Origin of the sequence: Acidovorax sp. 107 (assembly GCF_003058055.1) — a bacterium.
Lineage (GTDB): Bacteria > Pseudomonadota > Gammaproteobacteria > Burkholderiales > Burkholderiaceae_C > Acidovorax.
In genome coordinates, this window is sequence record NZ_QBTZ01000001.1 from 1,482,674 (window position 1) to 1,506,962 (window position 24,289).

The 24,289-nt window shown below is 64.0% G+C and carries 21 protein-coding genes; 20 read left to right on the forward strand and 1 reads right to left on the reverse strand.

Annotation, left to right across the window (positions count from 1 at the left end):
• Positions 1–11: 11 nt before the first annotated feature.
• Positions 12–698, reverse strand: coding sequence for a Crp/Fnr family transcriptional regulator (locus tag C8C99_RS07075; RefSeq protein WP_108625339.1), 687 nt, complete (start codon positions 696–698; stop codon positions 12–14).
• A 288-nt stretch (positions 699–986) separates the two neighbouring features.
• Here C8C99_RS07075 and C8C99_RS07080 point away from each other — a divergent pair, with 288 nt between their 5' ends.
• The 20 genes from C8C99_RS07080 (at position 987) to C8C99_RS07180 (ending at position 24,272) form a co-directional block, all read left to right on the forward strand.
• Positions 987–2,630: a 3-(methylthio)propionyl-CoA ligase gene (locus C8C99_RS07080; RefSeq protein ID WP_108625340.1), complete on the forward strand. Its 1,644-nt coding sequence runs from the start codon at positions 987–989 to the stop codon at positions 2,628–2,630.
• A 187-nt stretch (positions 2,631–2,817) separates the two neighbouring features.
• Positions 2,818–4,050 (forward strand): branched-chain amino acid ABC transporter substrate-binding protein, encoded by a 1,233-nt coding sequence (locus C8C99_RS07085; RefSeq protein WP_056645296.1) that lies wholly within the window; start codon positions 2,818–2,820, stop codon positions 4,048–4,050.
• A gap of 83 nt (positions 4,051–4,133) precedes the next feature.
• Positions 4,134–5,087 carry a branched-chain amino acid ABC transporter permease gene (locus C8C99_RS07090; RefSeq protein WP_108625341.1) on the forward strand — a complete coding sequence of 318 codons (954 nt, stop codon included), beginning with the start codon at positions 4,134–4,136 and terminating at the stop codon, positions 5,085–5,087.
• Between the two features lie 4 nt (positions 5,088–5,091).
• Positions 5,092–6,414 (forward strand): branched-chain amino acid ABC transporter permease, encoded by a 1,323-nt coding sequence (locus C8C99_RS07095; protein WP_108625342.1) that lies wholly within the window; start codon positions 5,092–5,094, stop codon positions 6,412–6,414.
• 2 nt (positions 6,415–6,416) lie between these two features.
• On the forward strand, positions 6,417–7,202 hold the full coding sequence (locus tag C8C99_RS07100) for an ABC transporter ATP-binding protein (RefSeq protein WP_015014388.1): 786 nt from the start codon (positions 6,417–6,419) through the stop codon (positions 7,200–7,202).
• Between the two features lies 1 nt (position 7,203).
• Positions 7,204–7,899, forward strand: a complete 696-nt coding sequence (locus tag C8C99_RS07105) for an ABC transporter ATP-binding protein (RefSeq protein ID WP_108625343.1) — start codon at positions 7,204–7,206, stop codon at positions 7,897–7,899.
• Positions 7,900–8,089: 190 nt separating this feature from the next.
• A complete protein-coding gene (locus C8C99_RS07110) occupies positions 8,090–10,189 on the forward strand; it encodes a 3-hydroxyacyl-CoA dehydrogenase NAD-binding domain-containing protein (protein ID WP_094290992.1) in 2,100 nt (699 codons plus the stop codon).
• Positions 10,190–10,224: 35 nt separating this feature from the next.
• The gene (locus tag C8C99_RS07115) at positions 10,225–11,400 is read left to right on the forward strand and encodes an acetyl-CoA C-acyltransferase (RefSeq protein WP_108625344.1); all 1,176 of its coding nucleotides are present in this window, start codon (positions 10,225–10,227) and stop codon (positions 11,398–11,400) included.
• A gap of 421 nt (positions 11,401–11,821) precedes the next feature.
• Positions 11,822–13,225 carry an NAD(P)-binding protein gene (locus C8C99_RS07125; protein ID WP_108625346.1) on the forward strand — a complete coding sequence of 468 codons (1,404 nt, stop codon included), beginning with the start codon at positions 11,822–11,824 and terminating at the stop codon, positions 13,223–13,225.
• Positions 13,226–13,384: 159 nt separating this feature from the next.
• The gene (locus tag C8C99_RS07130; protein ID WP_108625347.1) at positions 13,385–15,238 is read left to right on the forward strand and encodes an acyl-CoA dehydrogenase; all 1,854 of its coding nucleotides are present in this window, start codon (positions 13,385–13,387) and stop codon (positions 15,236–15,238) included.
• On the forward strand, positions 15,238–15,447 hold the full coding sequence (locus C8C99_RS07135) for a hypothetical protein (protein WP_108625348.1): 210 nt from the start codon (positions 15,238–15,240) through the stop codon (positions 15,445–15,447). Before C8C99_RS07130 ends, C8C99_RS07135 begins: the two co-directional genes overlap by 1 nt.
• A 174-nt stretch (positions 15,448–15,621) precedes the next feature.
• A complete protein-coding gene (locus C8C99_RS07140) occupies positions 15,622–16,413 on the forward strand; it encodes an SDR family oxidoreductase (protein ID WP_108625349.1) in 792 nt (263 codons plus the stop codon).
• Between the two features lie 145 nt (positions 16,414–16,558).
• Complete coding sequence (locus C8C99_RS07145; RefSeq protein ID WP_108625350.1) at positions 16,559–16,990, forward strand: PaaI family thioesterase; 432 nt, start codon at positions 16,559–16,561, stop codon at positions 16,988–16,990.
• Between the two features lie 114 nt (positions 16,991–17,104).
• A complete protein-coding gene (locus C8C99_RS07150; RefSeq protein WP_108627072.1) occupies positions 17,105–18,121 on the forward strand; it encodes an NADP-dependent oxidoreductase in 1,017 nt (338 codons plus the stop codon).
• Complete coding sequence (locus C8C99_RS07155; RefSeq protein WP_108625351.1) at positions 18,121–18,573, forward strand: GNAT family N-acetyltransferase; 453 nt, start codon at positions 18,121–18,123, stop codon at positions 18,571–18,573. The genes C8C99_RS07150 and C8C99_RS07155 overlap by 1 nt, the downstream gene beginning before the upstream one ends.
• A 54-nt stretch (positions 18,574–18,627) precedes the next feature.
• Positions 18,628–20,295 carry an isovaleryl-CoA dehydrogenase gene (locus tag C8C99_RS07160; protein ID WP_199226351.1) on the forward strand — a complete coding sequence of 556 codons (1,668 nt, stop codon included), beginning with the start codon at positions 18,628–18,630 and terminating at the stop codon, positions 20,293–20,295.
• Between the two features lie 30 nt (positions 20,296–20,325).
• Positions 20,326–21,261 (forward strand): glutathione S-transferase family protein, encoded by a 936-nt coding sequence (locus C8C99_RS07165; RefSeq protein ID WP_108625352.1) that lies wholly within the window; start codon positions 20,326–20,328, stop codon positions 21,259–21,261.
• A gap of 147 nt (positions 21,262–21,408) precedes the next feature.
• Positions 21,409–22,314 (forward strand): SDR family oxidoreductase, encoded by a 906-nt coding sequence (locus C8C99_RS07170; RefSeq protein ID WP_056645269.1) that lies wholly within the window; start codon positions 21,409–21,411, stop codon positions 22,312–22,314.
• 101 nt (positions 22,315–22,415) lie between these two features.
• Entirely contained in the window at positions 22,416–23,021 is a 606-nt protein-coding gene (locus C8C99_RS07175; protein WP_056645267.1) for a methylated-DNA--[protein]-cysteine S-methyltransferase, read from the forward strand.
• Positions 23,022–23,246: 225 nt separating this feature from the next.
• Positions 23,247–24,272, forward strand: a complete 1,026-nt coding sequence (locus C8C99_RS07180) for a diguanylate cyclase domain-containing protein (RefSeq protein WP_108625353.1) — start codon at positions 23,247–23,249, stop codon at positions 24,270–24,272.
• Positions 24,273–24,289: the final 17 nt, after the last annotated feature.

Consider the following 24,289-nt stretch of genomic DNA (forward strand, 5'->3'; position numbering starts at 1 on the left):
AATGCGGTTGTTCAGTGCGCGGCCGTGGCGGCGAGGTATGCGTTCAGCGCCTCGTCGTCCACGATGGCCACCCGCCCGAAGTCCAGCGACACGATGCCCATGCCCTCCAGCGACCGCAGCACCTTGTTCACGGTCTGCCGCGACAAGCCCACCAGTTGCCCCAGCTCTTCCTGCGTGAGGTTGAGCCGCCGCGTACTGCGCCAGAACAGGCGGCTGAGGTACAGCGCCACGCGGTGCTCGGTGGACTGGGTGCGTCCGGCTTCGATGATGGTCATGGCCTGGCCCAGCCGCATGTTCAGGTGCAGCACCAGAAACTGGTTGAACGCCAGGCTGGTCTCGCGCAGCGTGGCAAACAGAGGCAGGGGAAGGCACAGCAACGTGGTGGGGCGCAGCGCCACCACGTTGTACCGTCGGGGTTCGGGCTTCATGGCCGAGCCTTCGCCAAACCATTCGCCGTCAGGTACCCCGATGAAGGCGGACGACCGGCCCTGGCTGGCAGGGCTTTGCAGCATCACCAGGCCCGACAGCACGGCATGCCAGCCTTGCACGGCGCTGCCTGCGGGCATCATGATCGCGCCCTTGTCGGCCTGCTCGGCAAACACCTCTTCGCGCAGCCGTTCCTGCATGGCGGCAGGCAGGCCCGCGAACCAGGGCTGGGCGGCAATGAATCGTGGGGCAGAAGGGGCGGCGCAGAGCATGGGCCTGATTGTCGCTGCAGAGGTGCCTGCGGTTCAGGGTATTCCCTTGCCCTTTGTCAGTGGGACGACAAGTGTTGGCAGCCATGCCCGCCGGGCGCACACTCCGCTGCGGTTCACGGGGTTCAGCGACTGCGCAGCCATGCCGCCGCCCATGCCACGCCAGTGCGGTGGTGCGGCGTGCGTGGGTTCATCCCAGTGGCGTGCGGGGGCACGACGCGGGCGACACCCGAACGCCGATACGCGCGCTACGATGACCGTTCCATTCACTACAACATCCAAGGAGTATTCATGCTGGGCTTGATGCAGAGTCAACCGTTGCTGATTTCGTCGCTGATCGAATTCGCCGAGCGCCACCACGGCGACGCCGAAATCGTGTCCCGACGGGTGGAGGGTGACATCCATCGCTACACGTACCGCGACCTTGCCGCACGTGCCCGCCGCCTGGCCAATGCGCTTGACGAACTGAAGCTCCAGTTCAGTGACCGGGTGGCCACATTGGCCTGGAATGGCTACCGCCACATGGAGATGTATTTCGGCGTGAGTGGCTCGGGCCGCGTGCTGCACACCGTCAACCCGCGCCTGCACCCCGACCAGATCGCCTGGATCATCAATCACGCTGAAGACCAGGTGCTGTGTTTTGACACCACCTTCCTGCCCCTGGTGCAGGCGGTGCATGCCAGGTGCCCCACCGTCAAAAAGTGGGTGGCCTTGTGCGATGCGGACAAGTTGCCTGCGGATTCCGGTATCCCGGGCCTCACGAGCTACGAGGCCTGGATCGGTGCCCAGTCTTCCGACTACGCCTGGCCTGAGTTTGATGAGAACTCTGCATCGAGCATGTGCTACACCAGCGGCACCACGGGCAACCCCAAGGCCGCGCTGTACAGCCACCGCTCCACCACACTGCATGCCTACGCGGCGGCTCTGCCCGATGTGATGTGCCTTTCGGCCCGCGACTCCGTGCTGCCGGTGGTGCCCATGTTCCACGTCAATGCCTGGGGCATTCCGTACTCGGCCGCGCTCACGGGCTGCAAGCTGGTGTTTCCTGGTCCGGCGATGGACGGCAAGTCCATCTACGAGCTCATCGAGGCCGAGAAGGTCACCTACGCGGCGGGCGTGCCCACGGTGTGGCAGATGATGCTGGGCCACATGAAGCCTGCGGGCCTCAAGTTCTCCACGCTGCGCCGCACGGTGATCGGCGGCTCGGCCTGCCCGCCCGCCATGATCCACGCGTTCAAGGAAGACTACGGTGTGGAGGTGCTGCACGCCTGGGGCATGACCGAAATGAGTCCGTTGGGCACGTTGTGCACGCTCAAGAACAAGCACCTGGTCATGTCCAAGGACGAGCAGATGAAGGTGCTGCAAAAGCAGGGCCGCGCCATCTATGGTGTGGACATGAAGATCGTGGGTGGCGACGGCAATGAGCTGCCCTGGGACGGCAAGACCTATGGCGACCTGCTGGTCAAGGGACCGTGGATCGTGGGCAGCTACTTCAAGGGCGAGGGCGGCGACCCCCTGGTGCGCGACGCGCAGGGCAGGGGCTGGTTCCCCACCGGTGACGTGGCCACCATCGATGCCGACGGCTTCATGCAGATCACCGACCGCAGCAAGGACGTGATCAAGTCCGGCGGCGAGTGGATCAGCTCCATCGACATCGAGAACATCGCGATGGCCCATCCCGCCATTGCCATGGCGGCCTGCGTGGGTATGCCGCACCCCAAGTGGGACGAGCGCCCCATCGTGGCCGTGGTCAAGCGGCCGGGCACAGAGGTGACCCGTGAAGAGCTGCTGGCTTTCTATGAAGGCAAGACGGCCAAGTGGCAGATCCCGGATGACGTGGTGTTTGTCGATGCCATTCCGCTGGGCGCGACCGGCAAGATGCTCAAGACCAAACTGCGCGAGCAGCTCAAGGATTACAAGCTTCCGGGCCTGTGATCAGGGTGGGGCAATGCATGTGTGCGCATCGCTTGCGAAGGCCATTTTTTGCACTGCCCCAGGCTGGTGCGCGCTCGGGGGAGCGCTGCGCCAGTCACGTGTGCGACGCTGGTAGGGGCAATCCCTGAGCATCGCTTTGTTGCAACGCGGTACGCTGCGTTGTGTCGATTTACAAGGAGACAAAACCATGAAGTTCGCTATTAAGGCTGTAGCAGCCTCGGTAATCTTGGCAAGCGCTGGCGGGGCCTTCGCTCAAAAGGGCGAGACGGTGAAAATCGCCTGGCTCGACCCCCTGTCTGGCCTGATGGCAGCCGTGGGAACGAACCAGCTCAAGAGCTTCCAGTTCATCGCTGAAGAGTTCAACAAGAAGAACCCTGCTGGCGTCAAATTCGAAATCATCGGCATCGACAACAAACTCAGCCCCCAGGAAACCACCAGCGCCCTGCGCTCGGCCATGGACCAGGGCGCACGCTACGTGGTGCAGGGCAACGGCTCCGGTCCGGCGCTGGCCATCATGGACGCGCTCGAAAAGCACAACGCGCGCAATCCCGGCAAGGAAGTCCTGTTCCTGAACTACGCTGCCGTGGACCCAGACCTCACCAACAGCAAGTGCAGCTACTGGCACTTCCGTCTGGACGCAGATACCTCCATGAAGATGGAAGCCCTGACGACCTACATGAAGGACCTGCCTGAGGTCAAGAAGGTCTATCTGATCAACCAGAATTACTCGCACGGCCACCAGGTCTCCAAGTTCGCCAAGGAGATGATGCAGCGCAAGCGCCCTGACGTGCAGTTTGTGGGTGACGACCTGCACCCCCTGGCCCAGGTGCGTGACTTTGCACCCTACATCGCCAAGATCAAGGCATCGGGCGCTGACAGCGTGATCACCGGCAACTGGGGCTCCGACCTGGCGCTGCTGATCAAAGCCGCCAACGACGCTGGCCTGAACAACGTCAACTTCTACACCTACTACGGTTCCGTCACCGGCAGCCCCACGGCCATGGGCGCTGCGGCTGCCGGCCGCGTGTACATGGTGGCCTACGCCCACATGAACCTGCCGGGCGAGCTCAACAAGATCGTGGTGGACTACAAGAAGAAGTTCAACGACGACATGTACACCGGCGCCGTTTACCACGCCTTCACCATGCTGTCCGAAGGTTTCGTGAAGGCCAAGTCCACCGACCCCGTCAAGGTGGCCGCTGCGTTCGAAGGCATGAAGTTCAAGAGCTTCAACGGTGAAGTCGAGATGCGCAAGACCGACCACCAGCTGCAGCAGGGCCTATTCATTTCCAAGTGGGAAAAGGCCGGCGGCAAGTACCCCATCGACTCGGAGAACACCGGCTACACCTTCGTGCCGCTGAAGTACTACGAGCCCTATGTGGCCAGCACGCCCACGTCGTGCCAGATGAAACGCCCGTAAATCCGGCGCTGGCGCTTCGGCGCCAGAACTTCGAGGCCCGACCTACTCGGGCCTTTTTTTTCCCTCCGTGATGAAAAATTCCAATGAATCCTGAGTTTTTCGTGATCTCTTTGCTGAACGGCGTGAGCTACGGGCTCCTGCTGTTCATGCTGAGTTCGGGCCTCACGCTGATCTTCAGCATGATGGGCGTGCTCAACTTCGCACACACCAGCTTCTACATGCTGGGTGCCTATTTCGCGTTCACCATCTCCGGGGTGGTGGGCTTCTGGCCTGCGCTGGTGCTGGCACCGCTGGTGGTGTTTGCGCTGGGCGCCGCGTTCGAGCGCTATGCCCTGCGCCGGGTGCACAAGTTCGGCCATGTCCCCGAGCTGCTGGTCACGTTCGGGCTGTCGTACCTGATCCTGGAAGTCGTGCAGCTGGTCTGGGGCCGCTCCACGGTGCCCTACGGCCTGCCCGAGCAATTGCAGGGCCCGCTGTTCTCGCTGTACGGCACGCAGTTTCCCAAGTCGCGTTCGTTTGTGATGCTGGTGGCGCTGCTGATGCTGTTGTCGGTGTGGCTGCTGCTCACACGCACCCGCATCGGCCTGGTGATCCAGGCAGCCCTCAAGTACCCCGAGATGGTGGAGGCACTGGGCCACAACGTTCCGCGCGTCTTCATGCTGGTGTTTGGTGGCGGCGCCGCGCTGGCGGGCCTCGCTGGTGTGATCGGTGGCAACACCTATGTGACCGAGCCTGCGATGGCGGCGTCCGTGGGTTCCATCATCTTCGTGGTGGTGGTGGTGGGCGGCATGGGCTCGCTGGCAGGGGCCTTTATCGCCTCGCTGCTGATCGGTGTGGTGCAGACCTTTGCCGTGGCGCTGGACTACTCGCTGATCCACGTCTTCAAGGCCGTGGGTGTGGCCGTGACCGACCAGACCTTCGGCTATCCCTTGCTCAAGCTCACGATCTCCCAGGTGGCGCCCATCCTGCCGTACCTGTTCCTCGTGCTGATCCTGATCTTCCGCCCCAAGGGCCTGTTGGGCACACGGGAGGACTGAAGCCATGAACTCAACCACTCATCCTGTTTCTGGTGCCACGTCGCACTACCGGTTCAAGCCCTGGAATGTGGGGCGTTTTGTGATCTGGACGCTGTTTGCCGTCGCACTGATCGTCGCGCCCATGCTGTTTCGCAGCAGCCTGGCGCTGACCATGCTCTCGCAGATCGGCTACCTCATCATCATCTGCCTGTCCTACAACATGTTGTTGGGGCAGGGCGGCATGTTGAGCTTCGGCCACGCGGTGTACACCGGCCTGGGGTCGTTCATAGCCATCCACGCCATGAACATGGCAAGCAAAGGCAGCTTCAACATTCCTTTGGTGCTGATCCCCATCGTGGGCGGGCTGGCGGGGGCGTTCTTTGCGATCTTGCTGGGTTTTGTCACGACCAAGAAGTCGGGCACCACGTTCGCCATGATCACGCTGGGCATCGGCGAGCTGGTGGCTTCGATGGCGCTGATGTTCCCCGAGTTCTTTGGGGGCGAAGGCGGCATCACTACCGACCGCGTGTATGGCCAGTCGTTCTTCGGCATCACCTTCGGGCCGGCCATTCAGGTGTACTACCTGATCGCTGTGTACTGCTTCGTGTGCACGGCAGCGATGTTTGCCTTCACCGGCACACCGCTCGGCCGCATCCTGAACGCCGTGCGCGACAACCCTGAACGTGTGGAGTTCATCGGCTACAACACGCAGCGGGTGCGCTACTTCGCGTTCATCATCGCCGGCTTCTTTGCCGGTATCGGTGGCGGTCTGGCCACCATCAACTTCGAGATCGTGACGGGTGCCGACAGCCTGAACGTCGTGCGCTCGGGCGGCTACCTGCTGTTCACTTTCCTTGGCGGAGCCACGTTCTTCTTCGGTCCCATCATTGGTGCGGTGTTGCTGGTGCTGGCTTCGGTGCTGCTGTCCGAGCTGTCCAAGGCCTGGTTGCTGTACCTGGGCCTGGTGTTCCTGTTCATGGTGATGTATGCGCCCGGTGGCGTAGCCAGCCTGATCATGATGAACCTGCGCCTGGCCAAGTTTGGCAAGCTGCGGCCGCTGTTGACCTCTTACCTGGCGATGGGCGGTACCGCTCTGGTGGGCGTGATGGGCGCGGCCTGCATGATCGAGATGACCTACCACCTGCAGCTCAATGCGGCGCTTGGGTCAGAGCTGACATTCCTCGGCGCCACGCTCAATGCCAAGGGCTTTACCAGCTGGTTTGGCGCGGTGTTTGTGATGGTGACGGGCTTTGCACTGTTTGAACTCTGCCGCCGCCAGTTTTTGCGTCAGTGGGGCCGTATCCAGGAAGAAATAGAACATGAAATCAAGCGCGGGGAGGCTTTGTAACCATGGCGGCTGACAACGCAACCTATGCGCTCGAACTGCGCGACCTGCGCAAGAGCTTTGGCAAGACCGAGATCATCCGGGGTGCCAACCTGGCGGTGGCCCCTGGCGAACGGGTGGCCATCATTGGCCCCAACGGTGCCGGAAAGTCCACGCTGTTCAATCTGATCAGCGGGCGCTTCGCGCCCACCAGTGGCGACGTGATCCTGAACGGCCAGCGCATCAATGGCATGGCGCCGTATGAGATCAACCGGCGCGGCCTGTCGCGCAGCTTTCAGATCACAAACATCTTCCCCAAGCTGTCGGTGTTCGAGAACCTGCGCTGCGGCGTGCTGTGGAGCATGGGCTACAAGTACACGTTCCTGCGTTTCCTGTCGAACCTGCACGATGCCAATGAGCGCGCCAAGCAGCTCATGGAGATGATCAAGCTCGACAAGAAGCGCGACACGCTGGCCATGAACCTCACGTACGCCGAGCAACGCGCGCTAGAGATCGGCATCACCATCGCGGGCGGCGCTAATGTGATCCTGCTGGACGAACCTACGGCCGGCATGAGCAAGACCGAGACCTCGCGCTTCATCCACCTCATCAAGGAAGTGACCGAAGGCCGCACGCTGCTCACGGTGGAGCACGACATGGGCGTGGTGTTCGGTCTGGCCGACAAGATCGCCGTGGTGGTGTATGGCGAGGTGATTGCCTTTGACACGCCCGACAAGGTGCGCGCCAACCAGCGCGTGCAAGAGGCCTATCTGGGCTCGGTCGTTGCGGACGAGCAAGGGGCGGGACACTGACATGCTGAAAATTGAAAATCTTCACGCCTACTACGGCAAAAGCCATGTGCTGCATGGTGTGACCTTCGACGTGCAACCCGGTGAAATCGTGGCCCTGCTGGGGCGCAACGGTTCGGGCCGCTCTACCACCGCCAAGGCCATCATGGGCCTGGTGGACTGGGAGGGCACACTGAACTGGAAGGGGCAGGACCTCAACGGCAAGAAGGCCTACGAGATAGCCCACCTGGGGGTGGGTTATGTGCCTGAAAGCCGCGATGTGTTCCCCAACCTCACCGTGCACCAGAACCTGATGTTGGGCCAGAAGGGCAGCGGCAAGAACAGCCGCTGGTCGTTTGACGACATGTACGAGATGTTCCCGCGCCTCAAGGAGCGTCAGCACACCGAAGCGGGCGTGATGTCGGGCGGCGAGCAGCAGATGCTGACCCTGTGCCGCACGCTCATGGGCGACCCCGACCTCATCATCATCGATGAACCCACCGAAGGCCTCGCGCCCAAGATCGTCGAGCTGGTGGGCCAGTACCTGCAGACCATCAAGTCGCGCGGCATCTCGGTGCTGTTGATCGAGCAGAAGCTGACCATCGCGATGAAGATCTCGGACCGCGCGCTGGTGATGGGGCATGGCTCCATCGTGTTCCAGGGGACGCCGGACAGCTTGCGGGCCGACAACTACATCCGCAAGGAATGGCTTGAAGTCTGACGATTTCTGAAAAACCATGGCTAAAAGAGGCGCCCGATAGCTGAAGGCGCCTCTTTTTTTGCGCTACCAAATGTTGCACTGCAAACCCCCTTGTCCCGCCCGGGACAAATTGACACGCCAAATGGGTTTGAAGTCTCTACAATAAAAACGCACGATCGTTCTTTTTCACTTTCCAAGGAACAACAGCACCATGACCGCTGAATATAAAGTCCACGGCTCCGTTGCCGTGATCACCATGGCCAACCCTCCCGTCAACGGACTCGGTCTGGCGACCCGCCAGGGCATCGTGGACGGCCTTGGCCGTGCCAATGCCGATGCAGCGGTCACGTCCATCGTGATCACCGGTGCTGGTGGTGCGTTCTCTGGCGGCGCCGACATCAAGGAGTTCGGCACCGACAAGTCGCTGCAAGAACCCAATCTGCTGTCGGTGATTGCCGCCATCGAAAATTCGGCCAAGCCCGTCGTGGCCGCCATGCACAGCGTCGCCATGGGCGGCGGGCTGGAACTGGCCCTGGGCTGCCACTACCGCATTGCAGCGCCTGGCTGCTCGATCGCGCTGCCCGAAGTCAAGCTGGGCCTGATCCCCGGCGCAGGCGGCACGCAGCGCCTGCCCCGAGTGATCGGTGTGGAAGCCGCGCTCAACCTCATCGTGAGCGGCGAGCCCGTCAAGAGCGAAATGATCGGTGCCGTGCCCGGCCAGAAGCTGTTCGACAAGATGGCCGCGTCGGCCGAATCGCTGGCGGCAGAAGCCCTGGCGTTTGCACAAAGCGTGGCCGATGCCCGTCCTCTGCCCCTGGTGCGCAACTTCCCCTGCAAGCACCCTGAAGGCGATGCGTACTTCCAGTTCGCGCGCAACATGGTCAAGGGCATGGCCAAGAACTTCCCTGCGCCCGCCAAGTGCGTCGACGCAGTCGAAGCAGCCACCAAGAAGAAGTTTGCCGAAGGCATGCTGGTCGAGCGCGAGATCTTCATCAACCTGATGTGGACGCCTGAGTCGCGCGCACTGCGCCACCTGTTCATGGCAGAGCGTGCAGCGAGCAAGATTCCCGATGTCGCATCCGACACCCCCAAGCGTGACATCAAGCTGGTGGGCGTGATTGGTGCCGGTACCATGGGCGGCGGCATTTCCATGAACTTCCTGAACGCGGGCATCCCCGTCAAGATTCTGGAAATGAAGCAGGAAGCCCTGGACCGTGGCGTGGCCACGATCAAGAAGAACTACGAAGCCCAGGTCAAGAAGGGCAAGCTCAAGCAGGACAAGTACGAGCAGCGCATGGCCCTGCTGAGCACCACGCTGAGCTACGACGACCTCAAGGACTGCGACCTGATCATCGAAGCCGTGTTCGAAGAGATGGGCGTCAAGGAAGCCGTGTTCAAGCAGCTCGACGCTGTGGCCAAGCCCGGCGCCATCCTGGCCTCCAACACCTCCACGCTGGACGTGGACAAGATCGCCGCTTTCACCAAGCGTCCGCAGGACGTGGTGGGCATGCACTTCTTCAGCCCCGCCAATGTGATGAAGCTGCTGGAGGTGGTGCGCGGCAAGGAAACCGCCAAGGACGTGCTGGCCACCGTGATGGCCATCGGCAAGAAGATCAAGAAGACCTCGGTGGTTTCCGGCGTGTGCGATGGTTTCATCGGCAACCGCATGATCGAGCAGTACAGCCGCCAGGCGGGCTTCCTGCTGGACGAAGGCTGCACGCCGCAGCAGGTGGACAAGGCCATCGAAAAGTTTGGCTTTGCCATGGGCCCGTTCCGCATGGGCGACCTGGCTGGTAACGACATCGGCTGGGCCATCCGCAAGCGCCGTGCCGTGGAGCGCGCCGACATGAAGTACAGCCGCACCGCTGACAAGCTGTGTGAACTGGGCCGCTTTGGCCAGAAGACCGGCGCAGGCTGGTACGACTACCAGGCCGGCAAGCGCGATGCGATCCCGAGCGACCTGGTCAACAAGATGATCGAAGACCACCGCAAGGAACTCGGCATCACGCCGCGCAAGATTTCGGACGAAGAAATCGTGCAACGCCTGGTATTCGCTCTGGTCAACGAAGGCGCGCACATCCTGGAAGACGGCATTGCCAGCAAGTCCGGCGACATCGACATGGTGTACCTGACCGGCTACGGCTTCCCTATCCACCGTGGCGGCCCCATGCACTACGCCAGCGAAGTGGGTCTGTTCAACGTGGTGCAGGCCATGGACCGTTTTGCCAAGAACCCGCTGGACGACGCAGCGTTCTGGAAGCCCGCTCCGCTGCTGGCCAAGCTGGCCGCCGAAGGCAAGGCCTTCCAGTAAGCCGCATCCACAGACACCGAATCAAAGGAATTCACATGACCTCCGCAGTGATTGTTTCCACCGCCCGCACGCCACTCGCCAAGAGCTGGAAGGGTTCGTTCAACATGACGCACGGCGCCACCCTGGGCGGCCATGCCGTGCAGCACGCCGTATTGCGCGCCGGCATCGACGGCGCTGACGTGGACGACGTCATCATGGGTTGCGCCACGCCCGAAGGCGCCACGGGCAGCAACATCGCACGCCAGATCGCGCTGAAGGCTGGCCTGCCCATCACGGCATCGGGCGTGACCGTCAACCGTTTCTGCTCGTCCGGCCTGCAGACCATTGCCATGGCCGCCCAGCGCATCATCGCTGGCGAAGCCGATGTGTTCGTGGCCGGTGGCGTCGAAAGCATCTCCTGCGTGCAGCAAGAGATGAACCTGCACATGATCCAGGACCTGGCCTTGGCCAAGCAAAAGCCCGAGATCTACTGGAGCATGCTGCAGACCGCCGAGCAAGTGGCCAAGCGCTACAACATCGGCCGCGAAGCCATGGACGAATACGGCGCTGGCAGCCAGCAAAAGGCCTGCGCAGCCCAGGCTGCCGGCCTGTTCGACGCCGAAATCGCCCCCATCAGCGTGACGGCCGGTGTGGCCGACAAGACGCTGGGCCTGATCACCAAGCAAGTCACGGTGAGCAAGGACGAAGGCACGCGGGAAGGCACGACGGTAGAGGCCATCAGCGGCCTGCGCTCGGCGCTGCCCGGCGGCCTGATCTCGGCCGGCAATGCCAGCCAGTTCTCCGACGGCGCCGGCGCCTGCGTGGTCACCAGCGAAGAGTACGCCAGCAAGAAGGGCCTCAAGCCCCTGGGCCGTTTCCTCGGCTTTGCTGTGGCCGGTTGCGAACCTGACGAAATGGGCATCGGCCCCGTGTTTGCCGTGCCCAAGGTGCTCAAGAAGCTGGGCCTCACGGTGCAGGACATCGACCTATGGGAGCTGAATGAAGCCTTCGCCGTGCAGGTGCTGTACTGCCGCGACAAGCTGGGCATTCCGGCCGACCGACTGAACGTGAACGGCGGCGCCATCGCCCTGGGCCACCCCTACGGTGTGTCGGGCCAGCGCCTGACGGGCCACGCCCTCATCGAAGGCAAGCGCCGTGGCGCCAAGAAGGTGTGCGTGACCATGTGCATCGGCGGTGGCATGGGCGCTGCGGGCGTGTTTGAAGTGCTGTAAACGCCCCTGTCTTGGCGGGAAGATGCCCCGCACAGGCCGCAAGGTCTGTGCGGGGCTTTTTTGTGTGCGCCTTTGCTTGATTACTCGCCGCGCCCGTGGGGGGTGTGGGGCCAGCGGCTCCCGGTTTTCACCGGCGCGCATGAGCATTGCGGTCGTGTGAAGCTGGGTGGGGTCGAGGGGGCAACCCTCTAGCCCCTACGCAACGCGGATGAATCGTCAAAGAATGCGAGGAGGTCGGCGCAGGGCGGCCGGATCATGGGCGCGATGTTTCCAGGTCTCGCAGTGTTGATGCTATGGGCGCGCTTCAGCGCGGCCTGATCAGCGGACTGGAGCTTTTTGCCTTCTGAGCCCATACTGATGTCGTCCGAAGCCAACCGGGGATGCCACGCAACGGGTAGTTCCCAAACCAAGGGGCGGAAAAATGTCTCACGCCACGGATTACCTGATCGTCGGTAGCGGTGCAGTAGGCATGGCCTTTGCAGATACCCTGCTGGATGAAAGCGATGCCCACATCACCTTCGTTGATCGCCGGGCCAAGCCCGGCGGCCATTGGAACGATGCGTATTCTTTCGTGGCGCTGCACCAGCCGTCGGCTTACTACGGCGTCAACTCCACCGAGCTGGGTAGTCGCCGCTTGGACACCCACGGCCCCAACAGCGGGTTTTTCGAGCTGGCCAGTGGCTTGGAGGTCAATGCCTACTTTGACAAGCTGATGCAGCAGCGCTTTTTGCCCAGTGGGCGGGTCAGCTACCACCCGATGAGCGACCACCAGGGCGAAGGGCGTGTGGTTTCTCTGCTGTCTGGCGCGCAAACGCGCATTTCGGTGCGCAAGAGAATCGTGGACACCACCTGTGCCGACATCGGTGTGCCAGCCACGCACACGCCAAAATTCTCGGTCGAAGAAGGCTTGCGCTGTATCACGCCCAATGCATTGCCGGCACTCTGGATGAACGCCGTAAGGCAGCCTGTGCCGCAGCAGTTCTGCATTCTGGGCGCAGGAAAAACGGCCATGGATGCGGCGGTCTGGCTGCTACGCAACGGCGCGCGGCCGGACTGCATTCAATGGGTTGTGCCACGCGACTCGTGGTTGCAAAACCGTCTGCACACCCAGCCTGGCGTCGCTTTCTTCAACGACAGCATCGGCGGCGAGGCAGACAAGATGGCTGCTTTTGCCGAGTCGGCAACCATCGATGAAGTGTTCTTGAAGCTCGAAGCGCTTGGTCAGATGCTGCGCATAGACCCGCGCCAAACGCCCACCATGTTTCACTACGCCACAATCTCCACGGGAGAGATTGAATTGCTGCGCACCATCGAGCAGGTCATCCGAATGGGGCGGGTCCAATCCATCGGGTGCAATGCGCTGACTTTGGAGAAGGGGCGGGTGGCGATGCCCCCCGACACTTTGTACATCGACTGCACTGCCTCTGCCGTGAAAGCGCTCGCGTCCCAGCCGGTGTTTCAACCGGACCGCATCGTGGTGCAGCTGCTGCGCATGCCGCTGGTCACACTCAGCGCTGCCATCACCGCCTATGTGGAGGCCCACAGCGATGACGATGCCTACAAAAACCAGTTGTGTACGCCTGTCCCTTTCCCGGGCAATCTGGCTGGCTACGCACGCGCGACGCTGATGAGTACGATGAATCAGGTCCGGTGGTCTCAAGACAAGCCGTTGCGCAAGTGGATGCACAGTAGCCGCCTGGACGCTTTCGGAACAATGGTCTCCGAGTTGGACAAGTCAGATGCCGACAAGCAGGCTACGCTGGGCCGCTTGCGTGCCAACACCATGGCGGCCACCGCCAACATGGCCAGACTGATGGCGGCTTGATAGACAGCCTGGAGGGCGTTGGCGTGGGGTCAGACATCTCCGTGGAGGGCGTACTTTTCTGTTCGGTGTTCAGAGCTGTTTTGCCTGCCGGTCCGTGGTGCCGTCGCCGACAGGACAGTTCCAGTTTGGCAATGAATCAAGCTGCTGGACAATGGCGCCATGACCCTTCGCCCCACCCTCAATTTTCTGCTCCATGACTGGCTGAACGCCACTGCGCTTACGGAGCGTGAGCGCTTTGCGGACCACAGCCGCGACACGTTTGACGCGGTGCTCGACACCTGCGAGCGCATCGCGCGCGAGAAGTACGCGCCGTTCAACCGCACGGTAGATACCGAGGAGCCGCACTTCGACGGCGAAAAGGTCATTCTGCCGCAGGCCACCTACGAGGCGCGCAAGGCCTACGCAGAATCCGGCCTGCTGTCGGCCGCGCAGGACTACGAGATTGGCGGCATGCAGCTGCCCTACATGGTCGAGGCGGCGGCCAACAGCTTCTTTGCCGTGGCATCGATCAGCATTGGCTCCAATTTGCTCACCTCTGGCAATGCGAACCTGCTGATGGCGCACGGCACGGCGTTGCAGAAAGAGGTGTTCGCGCTCAATGAATTCAACGGCCGCTGGTCGGGCACCATGTGCCTGTCGGAGCCTCAGGCGGGCTCTTCGCTGTCCGATGTGGCCACGCGCGCCGTGCCTGATGGCGGCGACTTCGAATCCGACCTGCTGGGCCCGCGCTACCGCCTGACAGGCAACAAGATGTGGATCAGCTCGGGCGACCATGAACTGACCGAGAACATCGTGCACTTGGTATTGGCCAAGATCCCCGGGGCGGACGGCAAGCTGGTGCCGGGCACCAAGGGCATTTCGCTGTTCATCGTGCCCAAGAAGCTGGTGGACACCAACGGCCAGTTGACTGGCGTGCGCAACGACGTGGCGCTGGCGGGCCTGAACCACAAGCTGGGCTGGCGCGGCACCACCAACACGCTGCTGAACTTTGGCGAGGGCAAGTACCCTGTGGACGGCCAGGCTGGCGCGGTGGGCTACCTGGTCGGCCAGCCTGGCAAGGGCCTGCACTGCATGTTCCACATGATGAACGAGGCGCGCATCGGCATCGGCATGGCTGCCACCATGCTGGGCCTGGCGGGCTACTACGCCAGCCTGGACTACGCCAAGAACCGACCCCAGGGCCGCCCAGTTCAAGGTCCGAAAGACGGCGCCGCAGCGGTGGTCAAGGATGCCGCCCAGCCCCAGGTGCGCATCATCGAACACGCCGATGTGAAACGCATGTTGCTCGCCCAAAAGTCTTACGGTGAAGGCGCGCTGGCACTCAACCTGTTTTGCGCCAAGCTGGTAGACGAGCAGCACACCGGCGACGCGGCATCCGCTGACGACGCCCGCCTGTTGCTGGAGGTGCTCACCCCCATCGCCAAGAGCTGGCCCAGCGAATGGTGCCTGGAGGCCAACAGCCTGGCCATCCAGATCCACGGCGGCTACGGCTACACGCGCGACTTCCCGGTGGAGCAGTACTGGCGCGACAACCGCCTGAACATGATCCACGAAGGCACCCACGGCATCCAGGCCATGGACCTGCTGGGCCGCAAGGTGCTGATGGAAGGCGGGCGTGGCCTGCAACTGCTGGCCGGGCGCATCAACGCCACCATCGAGCGCGCCATCCAGGTGCCCGCACTCGCTGCCCACGCCAACGCGCTGGGCAAGGCGCTGCAGGACGTGGGCGCCGCCACCAAGGCCGCCTGGGCCACGGGACAACCGGCCGATGCGCTGGCCAACGCCGTGCCCTACATGCAAGCGTTTGGCCACACAGTGATGGCCTGGGTGTGGCTGGACGTGGCGCTGGCCACGCTGGCGGCCGATGCAGCCCTGGCGCAGCCCGCCAGCGTGGGCCGCATGGGCGCCATGCGCTTCTTCTTCCACTACGAGCTGCCCAAGATCGGCGCCTGGCTGCAAGTGGTCAGCACGCGCGACGCGACCTGCGCCAGCTTCCCTGAAGAGGCGTTCTGATGGTGGCACCGCACACGCTGCAGCGCTTGCACAAACTCATCTGGGTGTTGATCTACGGCGGCCTGCTGACCCTGGTGCTGGGCATCGCCACGGCCCGCAGGGACGAGGCCACCGGCTGGGTACTGATGGTGGGTGGGGGCGTGGTGGCGGCCGTGGGCGTCGTGCTGATCGCCGTGCGCGCGCGGCTCCAGGCCGACCCCCAGGGCTGAAGCGGCCCAACACGGGAACGCCGCAGGGCGGCAGGGACGACGCGGCGGCGACACAATGCGGCCCCATGGCGCCGCACAATGGTTGCCTGAGATCAACCGCAGCCCATGCACTGAAGCGCCGGGCCTGCGGGCGCGAACATTGACCGATTGGCAAAAAACGAAGGAGACATTCACATGACACGCACCATCCAACAACTGTTTGATCTGACGGGCAAGACCGCCCTGGTGACCGGCGGCTCGCGCGGCCTGGGTCTGCAACTGGCCCACGCGCTGGGCGAAGCCGGCGCCAAGATCGTGCTGAGCTCCCGCAAGGCGTCGGACCTTGAAGAGGCCACCGCCGACCTGCAGGCCGCAGGCATCGACGCGCGCTGGATCGCCGCCGACTGCGCCAACGAGGCCGACATCCGCCGCTTGGCCGACGAGACCCTGCAGCGCCTGGGCCATGTGGACATCCTGGTCAACAACGCAGGCGCGGCCTGGGGCTCTCCAGCTGAAGACCACCCCGTGGAAGCCTGGGACAAGGTGATGAACCTCAACGTGCGCGGTTACTTCATCCTGAGCCAGCACATCGCCAAGCACAGCATGATCGGCCGCCGCAGCGGCAGCATCATCAACGTGGCGTCCATCGCAGGCCTGGGTGGCAACCCCAAGGGCATGAACACCATTGCTTACAACACCTCCAAAGGCGCGGTGATCAACTTCACGCGGGCGCTGGCGGCCGAATGGGGCGCGTACAACATCCGCGTCAACGCGATCTGCCCGGGCTTCTTCCCCAGCAAGATGACGGTGGGCACGCTCAAGGCCATGGGCGAAGAGGCATTGGCCGCGCACGCACCGCTGGGCCGCCTGGGCGATGATGAAGACTTGAAGGGCCTGTGCGCGCTGTATGCGTCGGATGCAGGCAAGCACATCACCGGCCAGTGGCTGGCGGTGGATGGCGGTGTGAGTATCGTTACGGGTGGATGAGCATCCCCCTGAGGCGCTGCGCGCCTTCCCCCTTCTCTCGGCTTCGCCGGGAAGGGGGACGCAGCCCTCGCTGCGGGGCGGCCCTTGCTTGGCTGCCTTGGTCTGGGCCGCGCCAGTTTTCGAGTTCGTGTACTGAGGAAATCCCTTGAAAAGTTTTGGTGTCGAAATCCCCTTTGTCAGCCACCTGGGCTTCACGCTGCACCGCATGGAGGACGGCGAGTCCGAGCTGCGTTACGAAGCCAAGCCCGAGCACCTGAACTCGTTTGCCGTGACCCACGGCGGTGCGTCGATGACGCTGCTGGATGTGACCATGGCCACGGCCGCGCGCAGCGTGACGCCGGACATGGGTGTGGTCACCATCGAGATGAAGACCAGCTTCATGCAGCCCGCACGTGGGCCGCTGGTGGCCAAGGGACGGTTGATTCACCGCACGGCCACCATGGCGTTTACCGAGGGCACGGTGTACGACGCGCAGGGCAAGGTGTGCTGCCATGCCACCGGCACGTTCAAGTACGTCAAACGGCTGCCGGTGGACGGGCGCAATGTGAATGACCTCAAGGTCATCTCCACCGACTGAGTCGGTGAGCGAGGTCACCACCAGGCTTTAGAGTCTTTTTAACTGCAAGCGCAATGGATATATGCGCTGGCAGCTATCAAAAACATAGTGTTGAATTTTCTGAAGGAGCTTTCCATGCCACGCAACCAACAAATCGTTCTCGACAACCGCCCCCAGGGCGAAGCGGTGGCCAGCAACTTCAAGCTGGTCGCGACCGACACGGCCGCGCTCAAGGATGGCGAGGTGCTGGTGCGCCACCACTACCTGAGCCTGGACCCCTACATGCGCGGCCGCATGAACGAGAGCAAGAGCTACGCCGCGTCGCAGGCGCTGGGCGAAGTCATGATCGGTGGCACCGTGGGTGAGGTGGCCGAGAGCAAGCACCCCAAGTACGCCGTGGGCGACAAGGTGGTGGGCATGGGCGGCTGGCAGGAGTACAGCGTGGTCAATGCCGACCAGCCCGGCGCGTTGCGCAAGGTGGATACCACCCATGTGCCGCTGTCGCACTACCTGGGCGCCGTGGGCATGCCCGGCGTGACGGCCTGGTACGGCCTGGTCAAGATCATTGCGCCCAAGGAAGGCGACACCGTGGTGGTGAGCGCCGCCACGGGCGCCGTGGGCAGCGCCTTTGCTGCATTGGCCAAGGCCCGTGGCTGCCGCGCGGTGGGCATTGCCGGCGGCGCGGACAAGTGCAAGTACGCAGTGGAAGAACTGGGCTTTGACGCCTGCATCGACTATCGTGCCCACAGCGACGTGAAGGCCATGTCCAAAGCGCTGAAAGAAGCCTGCCCCAACGGCATCGACGGGTACTTCGAGAACGTGGGCGGCTGGATCATGGACGCCGTGATGCTTCGCATGAACGCCTTCAGCCGCATTGCCCTGTGCGGCATGATCGCTGGCTACGACGGTGCGCCGCTGCCCATGGCCAACCCTGCACTCATGCTCATCAACCGCATGAAGGTCGAGGGCTTCATCGTGAGCGAACACATGGAAGTCTGGCCCGACGCGCTCAAGGAGCTGGGCACGCTGGTCGGCACCGGCAAGCTGCGCCCGCGCGAAACGATTGCCCAAGGCATTGCGGCTGCGCCTGAGGCTTTCCTGGGCCTGCTCAAGGGCAAGAACTTTGGCAAGCAACTGGTCAAGCTGATCTGATGATGCTGAAGTGGACCTGGGCCCGCTTCGACGACCTGGGCGTGCATGCCCTGCATGACGCCCTGGCCCTGCGCTGCAAGGTCTTCATCCTGGAGCAGGGCTCGTACCAGGACCCGGACGGTGCCGACAAGCAGTCCCACCACCTGCTGGGCTATGACGAGGCGGGTGCGCTGCAAGCCTGCCTGCGCGTGGTGGACCCGGGCGTGAACTACCCCGAGCCCTCCATCGGCCGCGTGGTCACCGCCAAGGAGGCGCGCGGCAACGGCACAGGCCGGGCGTTGATGCAGGAGGGCATTGCCCGCTGCAGCCAGGCGTGGCCGGGCCGGGACATCCGCATCAGCGCGCAGGCGCACCTGCAAAGCTTTTACGGCAGCCTGGGTTTTGAGGCGGTCTCGGACGAATACCTGGAAGACGATATCCCGCACGTTGAAATGCTGAGAAAGGCGGGCTGACGCAGCCGCAGCCCCCTCGACCATTCACCCCCGCCCACCCGTGAAGGAGCCGACATGACCTTACCCACCGCCACCCTGGCGCGTACCCATGACGTCTTCAACCAGAGCACGCCCTGGGCGGACGTGAACCTGTTCACCACCAACCTGCCGCTGCAGGACGCGCTGCGCCTGCATGCTCCTGGCCTGGGTGTGGATGGGCTCACCGCGCTGGGCGCCGAGATGGGCGCAGCCGAAATGCTGAGCCACGCACGCCTGGCCAACACCTACAAGCCCCAGCTGCGCACGCACGACCGCTTTGGCTACCGCACGGATGTGGTGGAGTTCCACCCCAGCTACCACGCGCTGATGGGCGCCGCCTTGCGCCACGGCCTGCACGCCACGCCCTGGTCGCGCCAGGACACGGGCCACGCGCATGTGGAGCGCGCGGCAGGCTTCATGCTGTTCACCGAGGCCGAGCCCTCCATCCTCTGCCCCGTGTCGATGAGCTACGCCGTCACACCTGCCTTGCGGGGCAATGCTGCCGTGTGGGCCGACTGGAGCAAGGGCCTTGCCGCCACACAGTACGACCCGCGCCTGGCGCTGTTCTCGCAGAAATCCGCGCTCACCATGGGCATGGGCATGACCGAGAAGCAGGGCGGATCGGACGTTCGCGCCAACACCACCCAGGCCGTACCGGATGGCGAGGATGCCTGGGGCGCGCGCTATCGCATCACGGGGCACAAGTGGTTCTTTTCCGCCCCCATGTGCGATGCGTTTCTGATCTTGGCGCAGGCGCCCGGCGGGCTCACCTGCTTTTTCCTGCCGCGTGTGCTGCCAGATGACACGGTCAATTCGATCCGCATCCAGCGCCTGAAAGACAAGCTGGGCAACCACGCCAACGCCAGCTCCGAGGTCGAGTTCATCGACGCGATGGCCTGGCGCGTGGGCGAGGAGGGCCGGGGCGTGGCGCAGATCCTGGAGATGGGCACCATGACGCGGCTCGATTGCGCCCTGGGCACCAGCGGCCTCATGCGGCAGGCGCTCAGCATCGCGCTGCACCACACGCGCCAGCGCTCGGCGTTTGGCAAGAAGCTCATCGAGCAGCCGCTGATGCGCAATGTATTGGCCGACCTTGCTCTCGAAAGTGAAGCTGCTACCGCTTTATCCATAAGGCTTGCGAGCGCTTTTGACCAGAAAGACAAGAGCGAACATGAGGCGGTGATGGCCCGCCTGCTCACGCCCGTGGCCAAGTTCTGGGTGTGCAAACGCGGGAGCGTGTTTGCCCAAGAGGCCATGGAATGCCTGGGCGGCAACGGCTATGTGGAAGAGGGCGGTGAGGGCGTGATGGCCCGCATCTACCGCGAGATGCCGCTCAACTCCATCTGGGAAGGCGCGGGCAACATCATGGCGCTGGACCTGTTGCGCGCCGTGCGCCGTGCCGACACCGCAGCTGCCTTGGCCGACGAGCTGGCCCCCGCACGCGGCGCCCACCCGGCGCTGGACCGCCTCGCAGGTGCCTTGCCCCTGCGCGTGGACGCCATGACCACCGAGGCCGAGGCCCGGCGCTTGGCGCAGGATGTGGCGCTGGCTGTGCAGGCTGCGCTGCTGTACCGCAGCGCGCCCGCAGGCGTGTTCGGCGCGTTTTGCGATTCGCGCCTGGGCGGCGACTGGGGCTATAGCTTTGGCACGCTGGGAGCGGGTGTCAACCTTGACGCCATCCTGGCGCGCGCGCTGCCGGCTTGAGCCATTCCACCCATTTTTACGGAGACTCCCATGTCCCACCTCATCCTGCACCACTACCCGTCGTCCCCGTTCTCCGAAAAGATCCGTGCGGTGCTCGGCTTCAAGCAACTGGCCTGGAAGTCCGTCATCATTCCCAGCGTCATGCCCAAGCCCGACGTGGTGGCGCTCACGGGGGGTTACCGCAAGACGCCGTTCATGCAGATCGGCGCCGACATTTACTGCGACTCGGCCCTGATCTGCGATGTGCTGGAGCATGAACAGCCCGAGCCCGTGCTGTACCCGCCGCACCTGAAGGGTGTGGCGCGCGTGTTTGCGCAGTGGGCCGACACCACGCTGTTCTGGGCCGCCATGGCCTACAACCTGCAGCCTAAGGGCGCTGCCGTGATGTTTGCCAACCTGCCGCCCGCTGCAGCACAAGTATTTGGCGAGGATCGCCGCGAGATGAGCGCGGGCATGAACCGACTGCGCCCGGCCGACGCCACGGCGGCCTACCGCTCGTACCTGCGCCGCATCGCCCACATGGCCGAAGAGCACGACTTTCTGTTCGGTGCCGAGCCCTGCCTGGCCGACTTTGCGGCCTACCACCCGTTGTGGTTCACGCGCCAGTGCGTGCCGGTGATGGCCGACATCTTCGCCGCCACGCCTGCCGTGCTGGAGTGGATGGACCGTATGGCAGCGTTGGGCCATGGCCGCATGGAGAAGTTCAGCGCTGCCGACGCCATCACGGTGGCCGCAGGCATGGACCCGTTGCCTTTGACCGACGACCTGTTCCAGGACGAGCACGGCATCCCGCTGGGCAGCCAGGTCACGATTGCCGCCGAGAGCTTTGGCACGGAGCCCACGGAAGGTGAATTGATTGCCGCTACCCGCACCCGCTACACCTTGCGCCGTACCGACCCGCGCGCGGGCACCGTGCACGTTCACTTCCCCCGCATCGGCTACGTGCTGCGGCCTCTGGCGCCCTGAACAACGGCGGCCTTTTTTATCGCTTCGCGCCCGATGCGCCTGCGCGTTCGGGCGGCGTTCGTCGAAGCGGTGTGTCGGTATCCGCGCCGCCCGATGTTTCACGACCGCACCCCATCATCCATCGACAACCCCTAGGAGACACAAAACATGATCGACAACTTTGCCGGCAAAACCGCCGTCCTCACCGGCGCTGGCTCGGGCTTTGGCCTGGAATGCGCTCGCATTGGCGCCCGCCTGGGCATGAACCTGGTGCTGGTGGATGTGCAGCAGGACGCGCTCGACGCCGCCACGGCCGAGATGCAGGCCGCAGGCAGCCAGGTGCTGGCGCGCAAGGTGGACGTGTCGAACGCCGCTCAGATGGAGCAGTTGGCCGCCGATGTGCAGCAGCGCTTTGGCGCACCACACCTTGTCTTCAACAACGCGGGTGTGGGCGCGGGCGGCCTGGTGTGGGAAAACTCGGTCAAGGACTGGGAGTGGGTGCTGGGCGTGAACCTGTGGGGCGTGGTGCACGGCGTGCGCCTGTTCACCCCCATGATGCTGGCAGCCGCCAAGGCCGACCCGGCCTGGCGCGGCCACATCATCAACACGGCCAGCATGGCGGGTCTGCTGGCAGCGCCCAACATGGGCATCTACAACGTGAGCAAACACGCGGTGGTGGCCCTGTCGGAAACGCTATACCAGGACCTGTCGCTGGTCACCGACCAAATCAGCGCGAGCGTGCTGTGCCCCTTCTTTGTGCCCACCGGCATCAACCAGAGCCACCGCAACCGCCCCGGCGACCTGCCTGCCGAAAGGCCCACCAAGAGCCAGCTCATCGGCCAGGCCATGAGCGACAAGGCCGTGGGCAGCGGCAAGGTGACCGCGGCCGAGGTGGCGCAAAAGGTGTTCGACGCGGCAGCGCAAGGCCAGTTCTACATCTACAGCCACCCCAAGGCCCTGGCATCGGTCCAGACGCGCATGGAAGACGTAATGATGGGCCGCAACCCCACCGACCCGTTTGCCGCCAAGCCAGAGCTGGGTGCGCAGCTGCGCGCGGCACTGCGGGCGGACTGACCAGCGCAACGCGCCCACAGACGCCTGGCGGCAGGTGTTTGAATAAAAATGGCTGCATGCGCTAGTGCAATATGCGCCAGCAGCTATTAAATGCATAGCGTATGTCCCCGGATGCACCGCTGAACGCTGATGCCCACGCGGCCGCGTGGGGCCACGCCCTGTTCGATACGGCGCTCGGCCCCTGCGGCATTGCCTGGGGGCCCGGTGGCATTGCGGCAGTGCAATTGCCCGAGGCCGATGCACCGGCCACCCAGGCGCGCCTGCTGCGCGGGCTGGGGCAGGGCACCTATCCGCAGGTGTTGCCGCCGGCCGTTCCGCCAGTCGAGGTGCGCCATGCCATCGCAGGCATCCAGGGCTTGCTGGCCGGGCAGGCACTGGACCTGCGGGAGGTGCCGCTCGACATGTCGGGTGTGTCGGCGTTTCACCAGCAGGTGTACGCCATTGCACGGGCCATTCCGCCGGGCCAGACGCGCACCTATGGCGAGGTGGCGGAACAGCTGGGCGGTAAGGGCCTGTCGCGCGCCGTGGGGCAGGCGCTGGGCCTGAACCCGTTTGCGCCGGTGGTGCCATGCCACCGAGTGCTGGCGGCGGGTGACAAGCCCGGCGGCTTCTCGGCCGGGGGCGGTGCGCTGACCAAGATGCGCATGCTGCAGATCGAAGGGGCCTGCCTGGGCGGTACGCGTTCGCTGTTTGGCAGCGCGGACTAGCCCAGCAGACTTGCCCCGCCATGCGGCAGTGATCTGTTGCGACGAGGGTCGGCGCGGCTGGCTGCACAAGTGTGTTACTGAGTGCTACATTTGTTGAAGCGCCTGTTTTTTGTGCAGTAGTGATGCGCTTCGCGCTCTGTGCAGCAAGGCATTGCGTCCAGGACTGCCGTGGCTGCGCCTTGACCCCCTATCCCTCCGCTCCCGGCCTTCAGGAGAAAGTTGCCCATGTCACCCGAACGCCAACGACTGGCCCGCATGCTGTTTGACGAGTACATCGCCATGTATGCGTCGCGCGATGCCCGGTTGGTGGACCGCTTCAGCGAGAACTTCAGCGGCTTTGCGGGCAGCAGCGACAAACTCATCAAGTCCCGCAGCGAGTGGGTGAACATCACGCGGCTCGACTTTGCGCAGGTGCCCGGGCACATCGGCATCGAGATGCGAGACATCTTCCCCCAAGAGCTGGGGGCAGACGTGTTGGCCGTGACGGCGTTTTTCCACATCCACCTGCCCAACCCTGATCCGCTGTTTGCCAGTGAGACTGCCCGTTTGGTGCTGGTCTTCCGGCAGGAGCGCGACGACTGGAAGATTGCGCACAGCAGCATCTCCATCCCTTACGGCCTCGCGCGCGACGGCGAGGTGTACCCCGCCAGCCGCCTGCAGCAGCGCAACCAGGAACTGCAGGCCCTGGTGGACGAGCGCACGCAGGCGCTGGCCCAGGCCAACAACCAGCTGCAACTGCTCAGCAACACCGACGGCCTGACGGGTATTGCCAACCGCCGCCACTTTGACCAGGCCCTGGCCCATGAATGGGCGCGTGCCCAGCGGGCCCATGGCCCGGTGTCGCTGATCATGCTGGACGTGGACGTGTTCAAGCACTTCAACGACCACTACGGCCATCTCGCGGGCGATGCCTGCCTGAAGTCCCTGGCCCTGACGCTGGCGCAGACCGGGGGACGCCGCGACGGCGACGTGGTGGCGCGGTTTGGCGGCGAGGAGTTTGTGGTGCTGCTGCCCGGCGCCGATGCCCCGGCTGCGCTGGAGGTGGCCCAGCACATCCAGCAGGCCATCCAGGCCCTGGCCTTGCCGCACGAGGGTGCCCCCCACGGCATCGTGACGGTGAGCTTTGGTGTGGCCACCATGGCGCCCGAGCGCGAGCAACTGGCCGAAGAACTGGTGCGTCGCGCGGACCGCGCGATGTACCGCGCCAAGCAAGGCGGGCGCAACCGCATCGAGCAGGCGCCGGAGCCATAGAGCCGAACGGGGCGTGA